Origin of the sequence: Bradyrhizobium sp. B124 (assembly GCF_038967635.1) — a bacterium.
Classification (GTDB): Bacteria; Pseudomonadota; Alphaproteobacteria; order Rhizobiales; family Xanthobacteraceae; genus Bradyrhizobium.
Window position 1 is genome coordinate 1684818 of the sequence record NZ_CP152413.1, and the last position, 16223, is coordinate 1701040.

General features: G+C 62.1%; 15 protein-coding genes. 6 read left to right on the plus strand and 9 right to left on the minus strand.

What is annotated here, in order from left to right; all coding sequences use genetic code 11:
* Position 1 precedes the first annotated feature (1 nt).
* Positions 2 to 610, plus strand: coding sequence for a response regulator FixJ (gene fixJ, locus AAFG13_RS08025; RefSeq protein WP_212313140.1), 609 nt, complete (start codon positions 2 to 4; stop codon positions 608 to 610).
* 101 nt (positions 611 to 711) lie between these two features.
* Positions 712 to 1698, plus strand: coding sequence for a helix-turn-helix domain-containing protein (locus tag AAFG13_RS08030; RefSeq protein WP_342711681.1), 987 nt, complete (start codon positions 712 to 714; stop codon positions 1696 to 1698).
* On the opposite strand, the gene AAFG13_RS08035 is transcribed toward AAFG13_RS08030, so the two are convergent.
* Both AAFG13_RS08035 and AAFG13_RS08040 read right to left on the minus strand, forming a co-directional pair.
* Positions 1695 to 3689, minus strand: coding sequence for a cache domain-containing protein (locus tag AAFG13_RS08035; protein WP_212313144.1), 1995 nt, complete (start codon positions 3687 to 3689; stop codon positions 1695 to 1697). The genes AAFG13_RS08030 and AAFG13_RS08035 overlap by 4 nt on opposite strands.
* Positions 3690 to 3895: 206 nt before the next feature.
* Positions 3896 to 4192, minus strand: coding sequence for a hypothetical protein (locus AAFG13_RS08040; RefSeq protein ID WP_249131868.1), 297 nt, complete (start codon positions 4190 to 4192; stop codon positions 3896 to 3898).
* Between the two features lie 145 nt (positions 4193 to 4337).
* Between AAFG13_RS08040 and AAFG13_RS08045 the strand changes: the two genes are divergently transcribed.
* On the plus strand, positions 4338 to 4595 hold the full coding sequence (locus AAFG13_RS08045) for a hypothetical protein (RefSeq protein ID WP_342711682.1): 258 nt from the start codon (positions 4338 to 4340) through the stop codon (positions 4593 to 4595).
* A gap of 54 nt (positions 4596 to 4649) precedes the next feature.
* Here AAFG13_RS08045 and AAFG13_RS08050 read toward each other — a convergent pair whose 3' ends face one another.
* A complete protein-coding gene (locus tag AAFG13_RS08050; protein WP_342711683.1) occupies positions 4650 to 4985 on the minus strand; it encodes a hypothetical protein in 336 nt (111 codons plus the stop codon).
* Between the two features lie 95 nt (positions 4986 to 5080).
* Here AAFG13_RS08050 and AAFG13_RS08055 point away from each other — a divergent pair, with 95 nt between their 5' ends.
* Both AAFG13_RS08055 and AAFG13_RS08060 read left to right on the plus strand, forming a co-directional pair.
* Positions 5081 to 7492, plus strand: a complete 2412-nt coding sequence (locus AAFG13_RS08055) for a phosphoketolase family protein (RefSeq protein ID WP_342711684.1) — start codon at positions 5081 to 5083, stop codon at positions 7490 to 7492.
* A 25-nt stretch (positions 7493 to 7517) separates the two neighbouring features.
* Positions 7518 to 8702, plus strand: coding sequence for an acetate/propionate family kinase (locus tag AAFG13_RS08060; RefSeq protein WP_342711685.1), 1185 nt, complete (start codon positions 7518 to 7520; stop codon positions 8700 to 8702).
* Between the two features lie 82 nt (positions 8703 to 8784).
* Here the strand turns inward: AAFG13_RS08060 and AAFG13_RS08065 are convergent, their stop codons facing one another.
* Genes AAFG13_RS08065 through AAFG13_RS08075 form a run of 3 tightly spaced genes read right to left on the minus strand, consistent with a single transcriptional unit; the run spans position 8785 to position 11760 of the window.
* Entirely contained in the window at positions 8785 to 9891 is a 1107-nt protein-coding gene (locus AAFG13_RS08065; protein ID WP_342711686.1) for an MlaD family protein, read from the minus strand.
* A gap of 16 nt (positions 9892 to 9907) precedes the next feature.
* On the minus strand, positions 9908 to 10645 hold the full coding sequence (locus tag AAFG13_RS08070) for an ATP-binding cassette domain-containing protein (protein WP_212313156.1): 738 nt from the start codon (positions 10643 to 10645) through the stop codon (positions 9908 to 9910).
* 2 nt (positions 10646 to 10647) lie between these two features.
* A complete protein-coding gene (locus AAFG13_RS08075) occupies positions 10648 to 11760 on the minus strand; it encodes an ABC transporter permease (protein ID WP_342711687.1) in 1113 nt (370 codons plus the stop codon).
* A 179-nt stretch (positions 11761 to 11939) separates the two neighbouring features.
* Between AAFG13_RS08075 and AAFG13_RS08080 the strand changes: the two genes are divergently transcribed.
* On the plus strand, positions 11940 to 12350 hold the full coding sequence (locus AAFG13_RS08080) for a hypothetical protein (protein ID WP_212313157.1): 411 nt from the start codon (positions 11940 to 11942) through the stop codon (positions 12348 to 12350).
* Here AAFG13_RS08080 and AAFG13_RS08085 read toward each other — a convergent pair.
* The 3 genes from AAFG13_RS08085 to AAFG13_RS08095 all read right to left on the minus strand — a co-directional run bounded on the left by AAFG13_RS08085 (position 12320) and on the right by AAFG13_RS08095 (position 16097).
* Positions 12320 to 15091, minus strand: a complete 2772-nt coding sequence (locus AAFG13_RS08085) for a bifunctional acetate--CoA ligase family protein/GNAT family N-acetyltransferase (protein ID WP_342711688.1) — start codon at positions 15089 to 15091, stop codon at positions 12320 to 12322. The genes AAFG13_RS08080 and AAFG13_RS08085 overlap by 31 nt on opposite strands.
* Positions 15073 to 15549 carry a CBS domain-containing protein gene (locus AAFG13_RS08090; RefSeq protein WP_212313173.1) on the minus strand — a complete coding sequence of 159 codons (477 nt, stop codon included), beginning with the start codon at positions 15547 to 15549 and terminating at the stop codon, positions 15073 to 15075. Before AAFG13_RS08090 ends, AAFG13_RS08085 begins: the two co-directional genes overlap by 19 nt.
* A 74-nt stretch (positions 15550 to 15623) precedes the next feature.
* Positions 15624 to 16097: an Hsp20/alpha crystallin family protein gene (locus tag AAFG13_RS08095; RefSeq protein ID WP_212313175.1), complete on the minus strand. Its 474-nt coding sequence runs from the start codon at positions 16095 to 16097 to the stop codon at positions 15624 to 15626.
* Positions 16098 to 16223: the final 126 nt, after the last annotated feature.

The window sequence follows — 16223 nt, forward strand, 5'->3', positions numbered from 1 at the left end:
CATGATGACGCGGCGCACAATTCTCGTGATCGACGATGATCCAGCGATGCGGGATTCACTGGCCTTTCTCCTCGACGTCAACGGGTTTGCCGTAACGACGCACGAGACGGCGACCGATTTTCTCGATCAGTTCAAGAGCAGCACGGTCGACTGCATCGTATCTGATATTCGCATGCCCGGCATGAGCGGCCTCGAACTGGTCCGCAAACTGAAGGCCGACGCGGTAGCATGTCCGGTCATTCTGATGACTGGCCACGGAGACGTCTCGCTCGCGGTCGAGGCCATGAAGGCCGGAGCTGTTGACTTCATCGAAAAGCCGTTCGAGGACGAGGCGCTGTTGCGTGCAATCGGCGAAGCCTTGCAAACACAGTCGGCGGCACCGGCCGACGATACGGTCAAGCGCGAAGCCGAAGCTCGCCTGGTGGACCTCTCGCCGCGCGAGCGTGACGTTCTGCGGGGCCTCGTGGCAGGCAAGATCAACAAGGTGATCGCCCACGACCTTGGCATCAGCCCGCGCACGGTCGAGGTCTACAGGGCGAACCTGATGGCCAAGACCAATGTCCGCAGCATGTCGGAGCTGATGCGGATCGCGATCGCTGCCGGGCTCTAGCCGAGGGGCCACCGCTCCCCGAGGCATAAGTAATTGTACGTAATTTCAATTGGGCGCCGCCGGTACAATAGTCCGCGGATCGCCCAATCGAGTTACAGCAAATGCTCTTCGACGGCCTCTCTGCATCGCCCGCGCTCGACCTGCAGGCCTATGCCGACATCGATCATTTTCGCGAAAGTGAGCGTTATGTGCAGGCTTCGAGCATTCCGCTCACGGCAAAGCCGTTTTCGGTCCTGCGGGCCAGTCTGTCTTTGCCCTCGGCTACGCTCTCTCTCGTACGAACGTTCCCACGGATCATCAACGGCTACGAGTTGTCCGGGCGGCTCGTCTTCGTTGTCCCGATGGACCGAATCGCGTCCGCGCGTCTCAATGGACAAGCAGTCCGTCATTCGATCATCGTTATCAACAAGAGCGCAAACTGTACGGTGTTCGAACCGGAGCCGCGGCTGGTTGCCATTCTTTCCATGCGGCCGGAACTTCTTGCTCCGAAATGGACAGAGTTGAGCGCCGGCTACCTGTTGCTTGGATTGCCACAAGATTCGTTGGCATATCTTCAGACCCTTATACGATCGACGTTGAGGTTCGCGGCCCACCAGTCGAAGCCGGTCAACGGCCACCAGTTGTTGGCAATACAAGGAACATTATTCTCGACGCTCGATGAAGTGCTTCGTCGCGGGGCATTTGAAGGAGGTAAAGCCAATATTGCGGAACGCAATAAGCGGATCATTGATCGCATAGACGATGCAATCTTTTCGAACCCCGCCTCCAACAAGACATGCGATGAGCTAGCGAACGAACTCGGGATCTCAGTTCGCACGCTTCATGCCGCGGCACAATCGATCTGTGGCACCGGCATTCATCAATACCGAAGGCTACGTCAGCTTTGGCTTGTTCGACAGCATATGCGCATGGGCTACCCCGGCCTCACAGTCAAGGCGAGCGCACTGGCCCACGGCTTTTGGCACATGGGCGAGTTCTCAAGGATGTATCGATCTGCCTTTGGAGAAGTGCCGTCCAGGACGCTTGTCGAAGCGCAAGGCAAGCCGGCAACCTTGCGAGCAAAATCACCCCCGAGAAGCCGTTCCTAAGCCACTGCGGCCCGCGCGCGCTCGGTTGAAAGTATCTCAGACAGTTTTTTCTCGCTCTCTGCCGTCAGCTTCAGATTGATCAACACCGAGCCGCGGTCCATACGCCCGACAACACCGCCAAGCCGGAATGAAAGCCCCTCGATCGTCAGCTCGACCGACTCGCCCATCGCTGCGTCCGGCAAGTTGCACTCGACCAAGACCGCGCCGAGCGACACGTCACGGACCTCGATAGGCTTCGTCTCGCTGCGCCATAACAATGCTCCAGACCGCCGAAAAGGCACGCGCGAAGACAGCCGGCGATCAACATCGGTTGTCGACGTACGGATGACACGAATGAGCGTCGTGCGCAGTTCGGCGACATTCTCCGCAATAGCCGTCGATCCGTCGTGCATTTCCGAGGCGCGTCGGCCGGTTTCGACCGCTTCGGTCGACACTGAGGCAATTTGGGATGCTACCTCGCGGGCGGCGTGTGAGGTCTCTTCGACCGTCCGCGAGATATCGGCCGTGACAGCGTTTTGCTCCTCGACCGCGGCTGAGATTGCGGCCGACACAGATTCGACGCTGCGGATGACCTCACCAATGGTCGTGATGGATGCAACCGATGCATGCGTCGCCTCCTGGATTTCGGTGATTTGCTGCGCGATCTCATTTGTCGCTTTCGCAGTCTGCTCGGCCAGCGACTTCACTTCGGCCGCGACAACCGCGAAACCGCGGCCAGCGATCCCGGCTCGCGCTGCTTCGATTGTGGCATTCAATGCCAGGAGGTTCGTCTGGCCGGCGATTTCGCTGATCAGGCTCGTCACAGTTCCTACCTTTGACGCGGCTTCCGACAGCTTGGCGATTGTGGCCTGGGCTTCCGTCGATGCCGTCACGGCCTCCAGCGTCAAGGAACGCGACGTCCCTACCTGATCGGCGATCTGCGATATTGACGCGGCGAGCTGCGAGGATGCTCTTGCGACGGTCTGCGCATTTGCAAGTGCCTCTTCGGCAGCCGCAGCGACACTGCTGCTGTTTCTCTCCAGCGTAAGTGCCGTATCCCTCATCATGGAAGCGTTCCTTGCCATCCGATCCGTACCGGAGGCAACCTCGCCGACAGCGACTTTTGTGGCGTTCTCGACATTTGCGGCCATCTGCTGCAATGCTGACGCCCGGACTTCCTCGGTCGCGCGGCGCCTCTCCTCGTCCTGCCTCGCCTCGTCACGAACCTTTTCAGCAGCCCTGACCCTGAACTGTTCGATTGAACGCGCCATGTCGCCCAGCTCATCGGGCCGCTCGAGCCCTGGGAGCTTCATGTCGAAATCACCGCCGCTTAACCGGTTAAGGGCGTCCGTCATTGTGACGAGAGCCTTGGATACCCGTCGGGCAAGCAGCAGTGTTACCAGCCCCACGGAAAGTACGATCGCTGCAGCAATCGTGATGATGCGTTGTGCCCGTTCCCAAACCTGAGCCTGGAGATCGTCGACATACACTCCTGTCCCAATGACCCAATTCCACGGTTGAAAGCCCGCGACAAACGATAGCTTCGGCTGAGGTGCATCCAACCCCGGCTTCGGCCACTGATAGTCGACGAACCCTTCGCCCTTCCGCTTCACGATCTCGGCAAACTCGACAAAGAGCCGCTTGCCGGTCGGATCCTTGATGTCACGCAAGTCTTTGCCATCGAGTTCCGGCTTGATCGGATGCTTGATCATCGTGGGGCCGAGATCGTTGATCCAGAAGTAATCTCCGTTCCCGAACCTTAGTGCGCCGATTCTGGCTGCAGCGTTGCGACGGGCAACGTCTCCATCTGCGCCGCGGCCTGCGACGGCGTCATGCTCTTCCTGCGCAATGCTCAGAGCCAACTGAGTGAGGTGCTTCAGCTCGCTCTGCCGCTGCCCGCGCAACGCGTCCGCCAAATTGCTTGTTTGGATAGCGGCCAGGCCGGTGAGCCCGCAAAAGCTCAACCCGACGATTGCGTAGATGCGGTGCGCCAAAGAAATTCTGAAATTCATCGCTTTTCACCAACTGATTTACCGCAAATGGGTTGCCCGATCTGACCTAGGCACGCGCAAGTCAATATGGGCTCACCTGCGCCGGTGCGGACTATTGAGCCGCGAGATTTAACTCACGTAAAATCCCCTATCGGAATTCTGCAGCAGAGCTCATTTTTCGGATAGCGACGAACAGGGCGATCGATCGCCCGCGATGTGAGCCGGCATCAATCGCCGATGAGCGCTCGCGCATGCTGCCGCGTGGCCGCAAGGCGACCGACTAGTTGGTCGTGCTGCTGCTGCAGCTTCGTCCTGGCCTCTCCGGCCGGACACCCGGCGACCAAGCCGCTGATCTGGAGCAGTTGCAGTTCGAGCATCAACAACACTTGACGGAAGGAATGGCGAATGTCCGCTCTCGACGCCACCTCTTCGTGGTTCGCCCGACGCGATTGCGGAAAATACACGAGGTTTCCCATGACGCTGACCAGCCCATCTTCCAGAGAGGGGAGCTCAAAGGCACGCAAGCTCCCTTTCGAACCCTCAACAGCAACGAGATGTGCCTATTCCGCCTTGATCCGGATCAAACGAAATGAGCTGAGGCAGATCAAAATAGCTGTCACCGCACAATGCTTTGCTGAGTGACGTCGAGCGAACGAGAAAGGGGCATCAATGGACGGGATCACGCATTTCATTGCCCTGCCGTACGACCGGACCGATGGCGGGCTCGTTCCGGGCCAGCAGGCCAAGTGCGGCAGCCCTGCAGCGGCGATAGAGCATGCCAAGCACTTATGGAAGACATTCGGCCATGCTGGTGCCGCAGCTATCGTCTGTACCGGCTATCCGGAGACGAGAACCACCGTGCTGAGGACATATGGAATGGTGCCAAACGACCTGGAGCAAGAGCCATCCGCCCCCCATTTGCGGTGAGGAGCAATCTGCGATTCCTTGCGCTGGCTCAAATCGCCGCGGGCCGCCGCATGATTACATAAAGTTACTAGGACGAGCACCCCATACTCCCGTGAGGTTGTCTCGATATTTAATGCCCGGCTCGCTTTTGCCGGGCATCTTTTTGTCCCGCCGGGTGAGCTGACGACAGAGCGCAGGCAGATGACGGATGTTGACCTCGACCGCGTAGCGCCACGCCAACGCAGGCATGCCCACGAAGCGACGCATCACCGGAACTCCTGGAGCGCGAGCGAAACTGACCTCGTGAACGTCCGGTTCCGTTTGCGAGATCGAGCTTTCCGTTCCTTGAACGTCCCGTGGTTGATGCACGTCACCGGGAACGTTGACGATCTGGTCCGAATTGGCGTGCATCTTTGAGCTGGCTCAAGCCATTCCCGTCATATTCGCCCTCTAACGTGGAACCGATAGCGGCGTCCAAGGTCATCTTCGAATTACGGGAGAGCGACATGCAATCAGCGACCACTCCAAACGAGCAAGCACGCACGGATGATCTTGAGCTGCTCGATCGCTATTGGCGAGCCGCCAATTATCTCTCCGTTGGACAGATCTATCTGCTGGCGAATCCTCTCCTGAAAGAGCCGCTGAAGCCTGAGCACATCAAGCCGCGCCTACTTGGACATTGGGGCACCACGCCGGGGCTCAATTTCATTTATGCCCACCTCAATCGCGCAATCCGCGCTTCCGACCTCAACGTCATCTACATCTGCGGTCCCGGCCACGGCGGTCCCGGCATGGTCGCGAACACCTATCTCGAAGGCACATACACGGAAATTTACCCGGAGGTGACGCGCGACGCGGACGGCTTGCGCAAGCTGTTCCGCCAGTTCTCCTTCCCCGGCGGTATTCCGAGCCACGCGGCGCCTGAGACGCCCGGATCGATCCACGAAGGTGGTGAGCTCGGCTATGCACTGATTCACGCGTATGGCGCAGTGTTCGACAACCCCGATTTGATTGCCGTTTGCGTCGTCGGCGACGGCGAGGCCGAGACCGGCCCGCTCGCGGCATCCTGGCATTCCAACAAGTTCTTGAACCCGGTGCAGGACGGCGCAGTGCTGCCAATCCTGCACCTCAATGGCTACAAGATTGCCAATCCCACCGTGCTTGGGCGGATGGATGACCAGGAAGTCCGCAGCCTCTTCATCGGTTACGGTTACGAACCGCTATTCGTCGAAGGCGACGATCCGCGTGCTATGCATCGGTTGATGGCCGACACGCTCGATACCGCGCTCGCCTGCATCCGCTCGATCCAGCAAGCCGCGCGCCAGCAGACCGGCGGCCTTAAGCGACCGCGATGGCCGATGATCGTGCTGCGCAGCCCGAAGGGCTGGACCGGACCGAAGGAAGTCGACGGACTGAAGGTCGAAGGCTTCTGGCGTGCACACCAGGTGCCGATCGCCAATCCGCGCGGCAACCCCGAGCATCTGAAACTGCTCGAACATTGGATGAGCACCTACGAGCCCGACAAGCTGTTCGATTCGAACGGCCGGCTCGTACCTGAATTGCAAGCCCTTGCGCCAGCAGGCGACCGTCGGATGGGGGCGAACCCGCACGCCAACGGGGGCCTCCTGAAGCGGGAACTGAAGCTGCCGGATTTCCGTGCGCATGCGGTCGAAGTCACCGCTCCGGGTGACGCCGTCGCCGAAGCCACGCGAGAACTCGGCAAGTTCTTGCGCGAGGTCGTGGAGCTGAATGCGGAGGCCCGCAATTTCCGCATCATGGGTCCGGACGAAACCGCATCCAACCGGCTCGACGCGGTGTTCGAGGCCACCGACCGGGTCTGGATGGAGGGCATCGAACCTTATGACGTCCACCTCGCCCATGACGGCCGCGTGATGGAAGTCCTGAGCGAGCATCTCTGCCAGGGCTGGCTCGAAGGCTATCTGCTCACCGGCCGCCACGGCTTCTTCTCCTGCTATGAGGCCTTCATCCACATCGTGGATTCGATGTTCAATCAGCATGCCAAATGGCTGAAGGTCTCGCGCGCGCTGCCCTGGCGGCGGCCGATCGCGTCGCTGAACTATCTCCTCACCTCGCATGTCTGGCGTCAGGACCACAACGGATTCAGTCATCAGGATCCCGGCTTCGTCGATCTCGTCACCAACAAGAAGGCCGATATCGTCCGCGTCTACTTCCCGCCCGATGCCAACACCCTGCTCTGGGTCGCCGATCACTGCCTGCGTACCTATGATCGTATCAATGTGATTGTGGCGGGCAAGCAGCCTGCCCCACAATGGCTTTCGATGCGTGAGGCAATCACCCATTGCGAAGCCGGCATCGGGATATGGAATTGGGCCGGCACCGAAGCAGTCGACGCTGAGCCCGACGTGGTGATGGCCTGCGCCGGCGACGTTCCGACGCTGGAGACGCTCGCCGCCGTCGATCTGCTCCGCAAGGCCCTGCCGCAGTTGAAGATCCGCGTCGTCAACGTGGTCGACCTGATGACGCTGCAGCCGACGGAGCAGCATCCGCACGGCCTGTCCGACCGCAACTTCGACAGCCTGTTCACCCGCGACAAGCCGGTCATCTTCGCCTATCACGGCTATCCCTATCTGATCCATCGCCTGACCTACAGCCGCACCAATCATGATGGAATGCACGTGCGGGGCTTTGCGGAGGAAGGCACCACCACGACGCCGTTCGACATGGTGGTGTTGAACGGTCTCGACCGCTTCCATCTCGCCATCGAGGCAATCGAGCGCGTGCCGGAGCTCGACATCGCGGCAGCTCACGTCAAGCAGCAGTTCCGTGACGCGCTGACCGAGCACACCCGCTACGTGCGCGAGCATGGCGAGGACATGCCGCAGATCCGTGACTGGGTGTGGCCCTACGGCGCGACAGGTCACAGATCTGTTGACTGAGGCAACGAACGCGAGAGAGCCCGCTATGTCCGACAGCGTCCTGGTGCTTAACGCAGGCTCGTCCAGCATCAAGTTCGGCCTTTTCGACATCGCGCCGGCCGAACCAAAGCTGCAATGCAAGGGCCTGCTTGACGAGCAGGAGAAGACCCCGCGCATCGTGGTAAGCGATGCCTCGGGCAAGCAGCTGTTCGAGAAGCGCCGCGCGAGCGGCACGTTGGAGGACAACGGCCTGTTCAGCGATATATTTGCCTGGATCGAGGATTATCTCGACGGCAGCAGGCTCGCCGCCGTCGGCCACCGCATCGTCCATGGCGGGCGTGCGTTCTATCGGCCGGTCGTCATCACAGGGCAGACTCTCGCTGTGCTGGAGGCGTTGACGCCGCTTGCGCCGCTGCATCAGCCGCGCTGTCTGGCGCCGGTTCGGGCCGTGCTGTCGCTGCAGCCGGAGCTGACGCAGATCGCCTGCTTCGATACGGCTTTCCATCACCGCCTGGCGCCGCCAGTGAGCCGCTTTGCCATTCCGCGGCAATTTGAGGAGCGCGGCATCCGCCGCTACGGCTTCCATGGCCTCTCCTTCGAATACGTCGCGAGCCAACTCGCCGCGATCGCCCCGCAATGGGCCGACAGCCGCGTCGTCGTGGCACACCTCGGCAATGGTGCGAGCCTCTGCGCATTGCGAAAGGGCGACAGCGTCGACACCACAATGGGATTGACCCCACTCGACGGTCTCGTGATGGGGACACGCTGTGGAACGATCGACCCCGGCGTGCTGCTTTATCTCATGCAGCAAGAGAAAATGTCGGTCGACGACGTGCAGCACCTGCTCTACGAACATTCGGGTCTGCTCGGCGTCTCCGGGGTGTCAGCCGACATGCGCGCCCTGCTGGCGAGCCACGATCCTGCGGCTCGCGAAGCGGTCGATCTCTTCACATTTCGTGTCGCCGCAGAAGTCGCCGTGATGGCAAATGCCCTCGCCGGCCTCGATGGCCTGGTTTTTGCCGGCGGCATCGGCGAGCACGCCCCCGAAATCCGACAGCGCATCTGCGATCGCCTCTCCTGGCTCGGCGTCAGCGTCGATGCAGCCGCAAATGCTCAGAGCGCGCAGCGTATCGCCGCGAAGGGCAGCCCGGTCGACGTACTGATCATTCCGACCAATGAGGAAGTCAGTATTGCGCGGCACTGCCGCAGCCTGCTGGTCACAGGTCGCTAGGTCGCGACGCCCCTGGGTTGTCGGCGGCCGCCGAGCAAATCTAATCCAGGACGTTCGTTGTGAGACCCTGCAGCGATCTGGTTCAGTCCGTCGCCGCAACCCACATCACGAGCTCCCTTGCGAGGGTGCCGAAAGCCTTGTCGAAGGCAGCGGCCGCCTCGGACGGTGTCAGCGAGCTAATTCCTTCGGATCCCTCAAGAAGCTTTGCAGCCTTTACTTGACCATTTCGATCCACGATCTTTGCGGACAAGGAGATCGTCGCGCGCGGTTGCGGCCCCTGCACAATTTCGAACCGGCGCAGGTCGATCAGCAGACGCGGCGCACCTTCTACGGCGCTGTCGGCGCGCAGTGGCGCATGCTCGACGTCATAATTCTCGAAGCTCTGCAGCAACCGCGCCTGCACCAGAACCGGGAGACTGTCGCTCCACTGCGCACCTTCGAATCCCTGGGTTTCCTCATCGGGCGTGAACAAAAAGCGCTGAGTCTGGAGGCGGGCGATCGCGGTCGGCTCCGCCATGACCAACTGCTCGGGCAGATTCGCACGGCGTTGCGCGCCGAAGCTGTCCACCGCGTGAAGGTCGTACGCCACCTTGCGCGGCGCGGGCGCACCGCCGGTCATGCGCTCAAGTCCGGCCACGATTCCATCGAGCTTCGGCGTGTTGCGCGCGAGGCCTTCGGCGAACGTGCTGAGATTGTCGATCGTGCTGTGCAGCGGCGCGGCGTTGTCGGACAGGACGGCATCGACCCGGCGGAGCGCATCGCGGGCGGCCTGCGTCATGCTCCGCCCGGCGCCCTTTTCGGCCACCAGCGGTTCGCGCGCCGGCGGCGCCTGGGGATCATCACCGCCTTCCAGCGCGATCACCGGAACGCCGGTCAATCCCTGGAAGTCGAGGCCGACACGCGTATCGGTATGCACCGGCGTCCGCTCGGCGACTGCGATCCTGGCGCGAACCTCGCGCGGGCGTTCCGGAACCAGTTCAAGGGCTGTGACCTCGCCGACGCGGATACCGTTGAAGAGAACGCCTGCCCCGACGAGCAGACCCGGCACGGGATCGGTAAAGACGAGCTGATATGTCTCCCGCTTTCCGATTCCACCGAAATTGTTCAGCCAGTAGACGAAGCCGAACACGGCGACGATTGCCGACAGTACGAATGCACCAATGACAATGTAGGGCGCGCGAATTTCCATATGCGTCTCTTTCTGCCTAATTGCCGAGGCCAAGCTTCTGCGCCCGGGCTCCGTGAAAGTAAGCCTGGACCCAAGGGTGATCAGACTTGAGCACCGATGACAGCCGCCCGATGGCTGCGATCCTGCCGTCGGCGAGTGCGGCGACGCGGTCGCAGATGGCTTGCAGGCTGTTCAAGTCGTGCGTCACCATGAACACAGTGAAACGCAACGTCCGATGTAACGTCCGGATCAGGGTATCGAATTCGCCCGCAGCGATAGGATCGAGCCCGGACGTTGGCTCATCGAGAAACAACAGCGAGGGGTCGAGCGCCAGTGCCCGCGCGAGCGCAACCCGCTTGGTCATGCCGCCCGAGAGTTCGGACGGATACTTGTCCCCGTCTTCGCGCGTAAGGCCGACCATCTCGAGCTTCGCATCCGCAATTTCGTCCAGCAGCCCTGGCGACAGCCGCGCGCGCTCGCGCAGCGGAAACTGGATGTTCTGGCGAGCCGTCAAGGCCGAGAACAGCGCCCCCTGCTGGAACAGCACGCCCCAGCGGCGTTCGTCATCGCCGTCGTCTGCGAAATCGACCTGCCCGCTCCGCTTCGGAAGTAAACCGACCAATGTCCGCATCAGCACCGACTTTCCGCCGCCGGATGCGCCCACGAGGCCGAGAATTTCGCCGTCGTTCACGTCGAGATCGAGATGATCAAGAATGATCTTCTCGCCGAAGCCGACCACGAGGTCACGGATATGGATCGCTGGCGTGTCGGCCATGGCTACATCCCGATCGAAGCGAAGAAAACTGCGAACAACCCGTCGAGCACGATCACAAGGAAGATCGATTTCACGACCGACGCCGTCGTCTGCTGCCCCAACGACTCCGCGCTGCCCTTGACGCTCAATCCTTCTACCGCCGCGACAAGCCCGATCACGAGTGCCATGAATGGCGCTTTGATGATGCCGACCTCGAAATGAGTGACTGAAACCGCGTCGTGAAGGCGTGCGATGAAGATCGCCGGGCTCATGCCGCCATAAAGCCAGGCGATGAGCCCACCGCCGTAGAGCGCCGCGAGCGAGCCGAGAAAGGTGAGAATCGGCAGCGCCACCACCAGTGCCAGGATCCGCGGCAGGATCAGGACTGCGACAGGATCGAGCCCCATGGTGCTGAGCGCGTCGATCTCCTCACGCATCTTCATCGCACCGATCTCGGCGGTATAGGCACTGCCCGAGCGTCCGGCCACCATGATGGCCACGATCAGCACGCCAATCTCGCGCAGCACGAGGATGCCCACCATGTCGACGACATAGGATTCCGCGCCGAAGCGGCGGAAATGGAAGATGCCTTGCTGAGCAATGATGGCGCCGATCAGGAACGTAATCAGCACCATGATCGGCACCGCTTGCCAGCCCACCCGGCCGAGCTGATAGACGGTCGACGTCAGTCGGAACGATCGCGGGTGCCTGAGAATGCCGAGCAGCGCTGCGCTGAAGGCGCCAAGCATATGCAGGAATGCCGCCGAATCAGACGCCAACCGCCTGCTGCCGCGGCCGAGCTGATCGAGTCTCTGCAGCACGGGGTTGACTGATCTGCGTTCGGTTGGGCCGCCACGGTTCAGTCCTCGCACCTCTTCCAGCAGGTCGCCATATGGACCATCGGCACCGGTGAGCGCTGCCCTGGTCGCACCGCCGCGGGCCAGCCTTTCGAGCAGCCAAGCCCCGACCGTGTCGAGCGCAGTGACGCGACGCAGATCAATCGCCCCAATGTCGGCGCGCGCTGCCCCCTCGCACAGCCGCTCCAGCCGCTCGACATTGGCAACGTTCCAGGCCCCACATGCGGTAAGCACGCGCGGATCGTCCGCATTCGCTGTCAGGGCCGGGGCGTTGGGCAAGATTCTGACTCCAATTTGCGGTTCACGTTAGGCTACTGGAGACGGCTGTGTTTGACCCAGCGCAATCGACTTCACCGTGCCCCAGACATGCGCTTGACCCAAATCAACGGCTTGGCGCGCCGCGGCTCTAGAATTGAGCAGGTCGCCCGGCAGCTCGGGCATGTTCAGGGAGATTTCTGATGAATCGCGCCGCCTTCACGCCTCTGCAAAACACTGCGTTGCCGCACTCGTTCAGGCAGGTTCGGCTCGAACGCGCGCGCGAGCATGATCACCCCGAGGGCGCGTCCGCGATCGGCTATATCATCGTCGCCCCGCTCGATACGGCATCGCAGATCGATGTCGAAACCTGGAAAGCCCATCGCGAGGCCTGCCGCGTCGTTCGTCAGCGCCCCGCGGAAGACGATCAGCTCGGTCACCTCGTTCACGGTCCGGGCGGCAGCTGGCGCTTCCATTACGACGTGACCGGTTCGACAGCCGATGAAGCCGGATATCATTTCGGCAACGAGCGCTTTCGGCTCGGCGAATATGTCTCCGTCCGCGAGGCGGACGGCATGCACCCCTATCGGGTCGTTGCCGTCACGCCGCTGTGATCGCGACTGCGCCGGATCAGAATGTCGGCCCCCAAGGCATCCACCATCGGAAGGGAGAGGTCGAGGACGACATTGACGATCCGGTGGTCGGTCGGCTCTGTCACGGCGGTGAACCCGAGCTCATGGCACATGTTCAGCATGGTGGTGTTCTCGGCCAGCACTTCACCTGACAGCCGCTTCAGCCCTTCCGACCGCGCATACTGAATCAGAAGCTGCATCAGCGCCCACCCAAATCCTCTGCCCTTGAGGTCGGACTGCAACAGGATAGCGTACTCGGCATTCTCGTAGAGCGAGTCCGAATGAAGCTGGACTGCTCCCACCATGGCGCCGGTGCTCGGATCCAGTGCCGCAAAGGCCATCGCGCGCGCGTAGTCGAGCTGGGTCAGCCGCGCAATGAACGCATGCGAAAAATTCTTCATTGCCTGGAAGAAACGAAGTCTGATATCCTCGGCCGTTACACGCCTGAAGAAGCTATCGACCATGGGCTCATCTTCCGGCCGCAACGGCCGCACAACGACGCGCGAGCCGTCCTTGAGGACAAGCTCTCCCTCCCATTGTGACGGGTATGGCCGCACCGCGAGCCGCGTCTGACCGGCAAACAGCCGCGCGGGCTTGCGGATCGCCACGCGCGCGTCGAGCGCCAGCACACCGGTCTCGTCAGCGAGCAGCGGATTGATGTCGAGCTCGGCGACCTCCGGAATATCGGCCGCCATCTGTGCCAGCTTGACGAGGGTAAGCGGCACGGCTTCGGCCGGCACGGCGGACACGTCGCGGTAGGCCGCAAGCAGCCGCGAGACCCGGGTACGCCCGACCAGGTCGCGAGCGAGGTTCATGTCGAGCGGCGGCAGCGCCAGCGCCTTGTCGTTGATTACTTCGACGGCGGTGCCGCCGCGGCCAAACACGATCACGGGACCGAAGGTCGGATCGTCGGCAATACCGAGGAGCAATTCGCGTGCCGCCCGTCGTTCGATCATCGGCTGGATCGTCACGCCTTGCAGGACGGCATCCGGCCGCGCTGCCCGGGCGCGCGCGAGCACCGTCCTGGCCGCCTGTACGACGCTTTCGCTAGTCCGCAAGCCGAGAATGACACCGCCGATGTCCGACTTGTGCCTGATGTCGCGAGAGAACAGCTTCACCGCTACGGCAAGCCCTTGCGCAAGAAAGGGCGCGGCCTTGTCCACGGCTTCATCGGCATCACGGGCCACAACGGTCGGAACGATCGGAATATCGTACGCCTTGAACAGGGCCACGATTTCAACTGGGTCAAGCCATCCTCGCCCCTCGGACAGCGCTTTCGCAATCACGCGCCGCGCCGCCTCCGTCTCCGGCGCAAACGTCGCGGCGATACTGGGCGGAGTTGCGGCCAGCGCGATGGAGGCCTCGCGATATCTCACCAAATACATGAAAGCGCGCACCGCGTCATCTTCGGTGGGAAAATGCGGGACGCGGGCAGCTTCGAAGGTTGCCGCGGTGCGCTCGTCGGCACCGTCCCACGATGCAAGCACCAGCGCGGCAACGTCACTCTTCCTGGTCCGACGGTCACGAACACATTGTGCGACCGCTTCGGCGATTCCTTCGGTCGGCGCGACCGCCGTTTCCACGTTCATGACCAGCACGGCGTCGCTGTTCGTGTCCTCGAGCAATGCGTCGAGCGCAGACACGTAGCGGGCAGCATCGGCGTCGCCGGAGATATCGACGGGGTTGGCGCGAGACCAGCCTTGTGGCAGAACCCGATCGAGCGCCGCAATCGTCTCCGCCGACAAGCTCGCCGGAACGCCCCCGAGCTCAACGAGCCGGTCGATCGCGAGGATGCCGAGCCCACCGCCATTGGTCAGGATCGACAGCCGGTTGCCGCGCGGAACGAAGCCGCGGCCAAGCAATTCGGCGCAGTCGAACAATTCCCGAAGGTCGTACACGCGCAGCATGCCGGCCCGGCGGAACGCCGCGTCATAGACCGCGTCCGAACCGGCCAGCGCGCCGGTATGGGTGGCTGCGGCCTTGGCGCCCTGCGCCATCCGGCCTGCTTTCACGACAATCAGCGGTTTGATCCGCGCCGCGGCGCGGGCGGCCGACATGAACTTGCGCGCATCCTTGACGGCCTCGATGTAGAGCAGGATCGCGTTGGTGTGATCGTCCTGCGCGAAATAGTCGAGCAAATCAGCTACATCGACGTCGAGCTGGTCTCCGATCGATACGATGCCGGAGAAGCCGAGCCGCCGCTCTGCCGCCCATTCGATCATCGCGGCAGCAACGGCGCCGGACTGCGAGATCAGGGCAAGACGCCCGTCGGCGGGCTGATGCGCGGCAAAGCTCGCGTTGAGCTTCGCGCGCGGCACCATGACGCCGAGACAGTTCGGCCCGATCAGGCGCATGCCGTGCATGCGCGCGGTCCGCGCGACCGTCTCGGCCAGCGAACCGGCGCCGTGCCCGAGACCGGCCGACAGGATCACCGCACCGGCGACACCGACCGCAGCAGCGTCCGAGATGATCCCGGGAATCGCGGCCGCCGGCGCCGTGATCGCGAGGAGATCCGGAACGAATGGAAGTGACTTGAGATCCGGGGACGTAGTCTCGCTGTCGATCGCAGCATAGTTTGGATTGACCACGGCGATGCGGCCGGAAAAGCCGCACGCCTTGAGATTCATGAGCACCGCCAGGCCGAGCGAAGATGGACGCGAACTGCCGCCGACAAGCGCGACCGTTCGAGGCGAAAGAACCCGTTCTAGACCAAACGTAGACATCGGACGGTCTCGCAGGGAACGAGCGAAGGCGCCTGCCGCTTCGTGCAGCGTGCCAGCACCCGCATGACATCCTCGCGAGCAATAATCCCGACCAGGTGGTGATACTTGTCAATCACAGGCAGGCTCTTGAGCCGATGTGCGACCATCAGTTGCAGAACACGCTGCAAATTTGTGTCCGGCTCAACCGCGATCACATCGGACGACATGATCTCATCGACCGTCGTTCCCATCTGATCGTCGTAACGTGGCAAGATGTGATCTGTCGGACAGGCGAACACCTTCAGGGCGTCGAGTTTCGTGACGAACCCTACCACGACATCGTCGCGGAGCACGGGATAGGCGTCATAGTCGTCTTTTGCGAACAATCGGTACAAGTCGCCGACGGTCATCTCGGGGGCGACACTTCGTACCGACCTCGTCATGTTGCTCGCGACGGTTTCCTGGAGAAATTCGTACATGGCAGATCCCCTTGGATGGATGGCTATTTCGCGGACGCGTCGCTGCCTGACGAGCGACGCGCCCCGCAAGGCGGCTACGCCGCCGTCTTGATGTCGATCTGCCTGCTCTGCTTGGGAGCCGGCTTCTTGACGGTGACCTTGAGCACGCCCTTGGCGATCTCGGCGCTGACGTCTTCCGCCTTGACGCCCTCGGGCAATGCAACGGACCGCGAGAATGCGCCGAAGCTGCGCTCGATCAGGTGATAGTCCTTGTCCTGCTCCTCGCGCTCGCTCTTCTTCTCGCCCCGGATCGTGAGCACGTTGTCGGCGAGGTTGAGCTGAACGTCCTTGGTCTCGAGGCCGGGTAGCTCGGCGGAGATCTCGACGGTCTTGTCGGTCTCGCTGACGTCCATGCGCGGCATCATCGCCTGCGGCGCGGTGAACGCCGGGAAATTGCGGCCGAATCCGTCAAACAGCCGGTCGATCTCCTGCTGCAGGAACGTGAAGGGGTTGTTTTCCCGCCGCGCCATGGCGCGCTCGGTTCGAACGGGGATCACGTCGTTAGCCATCAGTACCTCCTGCTTGAGTGTCGCTCGCGAAGCAAAGCTAGTCAGGAACAGCCGCCCGGCCGTTGACCAGGATCAAAACCGGACCAATGTCATGTGATCAAAGGAGAGGCACAGACCCAAGTGAGT

Coding starts and splice junctions, on each gene's coding strand:
- AAFG13_RS08085 (WP_342711688.1), bottom strand. CDS start 15,091: ATGTCTACGTTTGGTCTAGAACGGGTTCTTTCGCCTCGAACGGTCGCG.
- AAFG13_RS08045 (WP_342711682.1), top strand. CDS start 4,338: ATGGACGGGATCACGCATTTCATTGCCCTGCCGTACGACCGGACCGAT.
- AAFG13_RS08070 (WP_212313156.1), bottom strand. CDS start 10,645: ATGGCCGACACGCCAGCGATCCATATCCGTGACCTCGTGGTCGGCTTC.
- AAFG13_RS08030 (WP_342711681.1), top strand. CDS start 712: ATGCTCTTCGACGGCCTCTCTGCATCGCCCGCGCTCGACCTGCAGGCC.
- fixJ (WP_212313140.1), top strand. CDS start 2: ATGATGACGCGGCGCACAATTCTCGTGATCGACGATGATCCAGCGATG.
- AAFG13_RS08060 (WP_342711685.1), top strand. CDS start 7,518: ATGTCCGACAGCGTCCTGGTGCTTAACGCAGGCTCGTCCAGCATCAAG.
- AAFG13_RS08095 (WP_212313175.1), bottom strand. CDS start 16,097: ATGGCTAACGACGTGATCCCCGTTCGAACCGAGCGCGCCATGGCGCGG.
- AAFG13_RS08090 (WP_212313173.1), bottom strand. CDS start 15,549: ATGTACGAATTTCTCCAGGAAACCGTCGCGAGCAACATGACGAGGTCG.
- AAFG13_RS08080 (WP_212313157.1), top strand. CDS start 11,940: ATGAATCGCGCCGCCTTCACGCCTCTGCAAAACACTGCGTTGCCGCAC.
- AAFG13_RS08065 (WP_342711686.1), bottom strand. CDS start 9,891: ATGGAAATTCGCGCGCCCTACATTGTCATTGGTGCATTCGTACTGTCG.
- AAFG13_RS08050 (WP_342711683.1), bottom strand. CDS start 4,985: ATGCACGCCAATTCGGACCAGATCGTCAACGTTCCCGGTGACGTGCAT.
- AAFG13_RS08035 (WP_212313144.1), bottom strand. CDS start 3,689: ATGAATTTCAGAATTTCTTTGGCGCACCGCATCTACGCAATCGTCGGG.
- AAFG13_RS08055 (WP_342711684.1), top strand. CDS start 5,081: ATGCAATCAGCGACCACTCCAAACGAGCAAGCACGCACGGATGATCTT.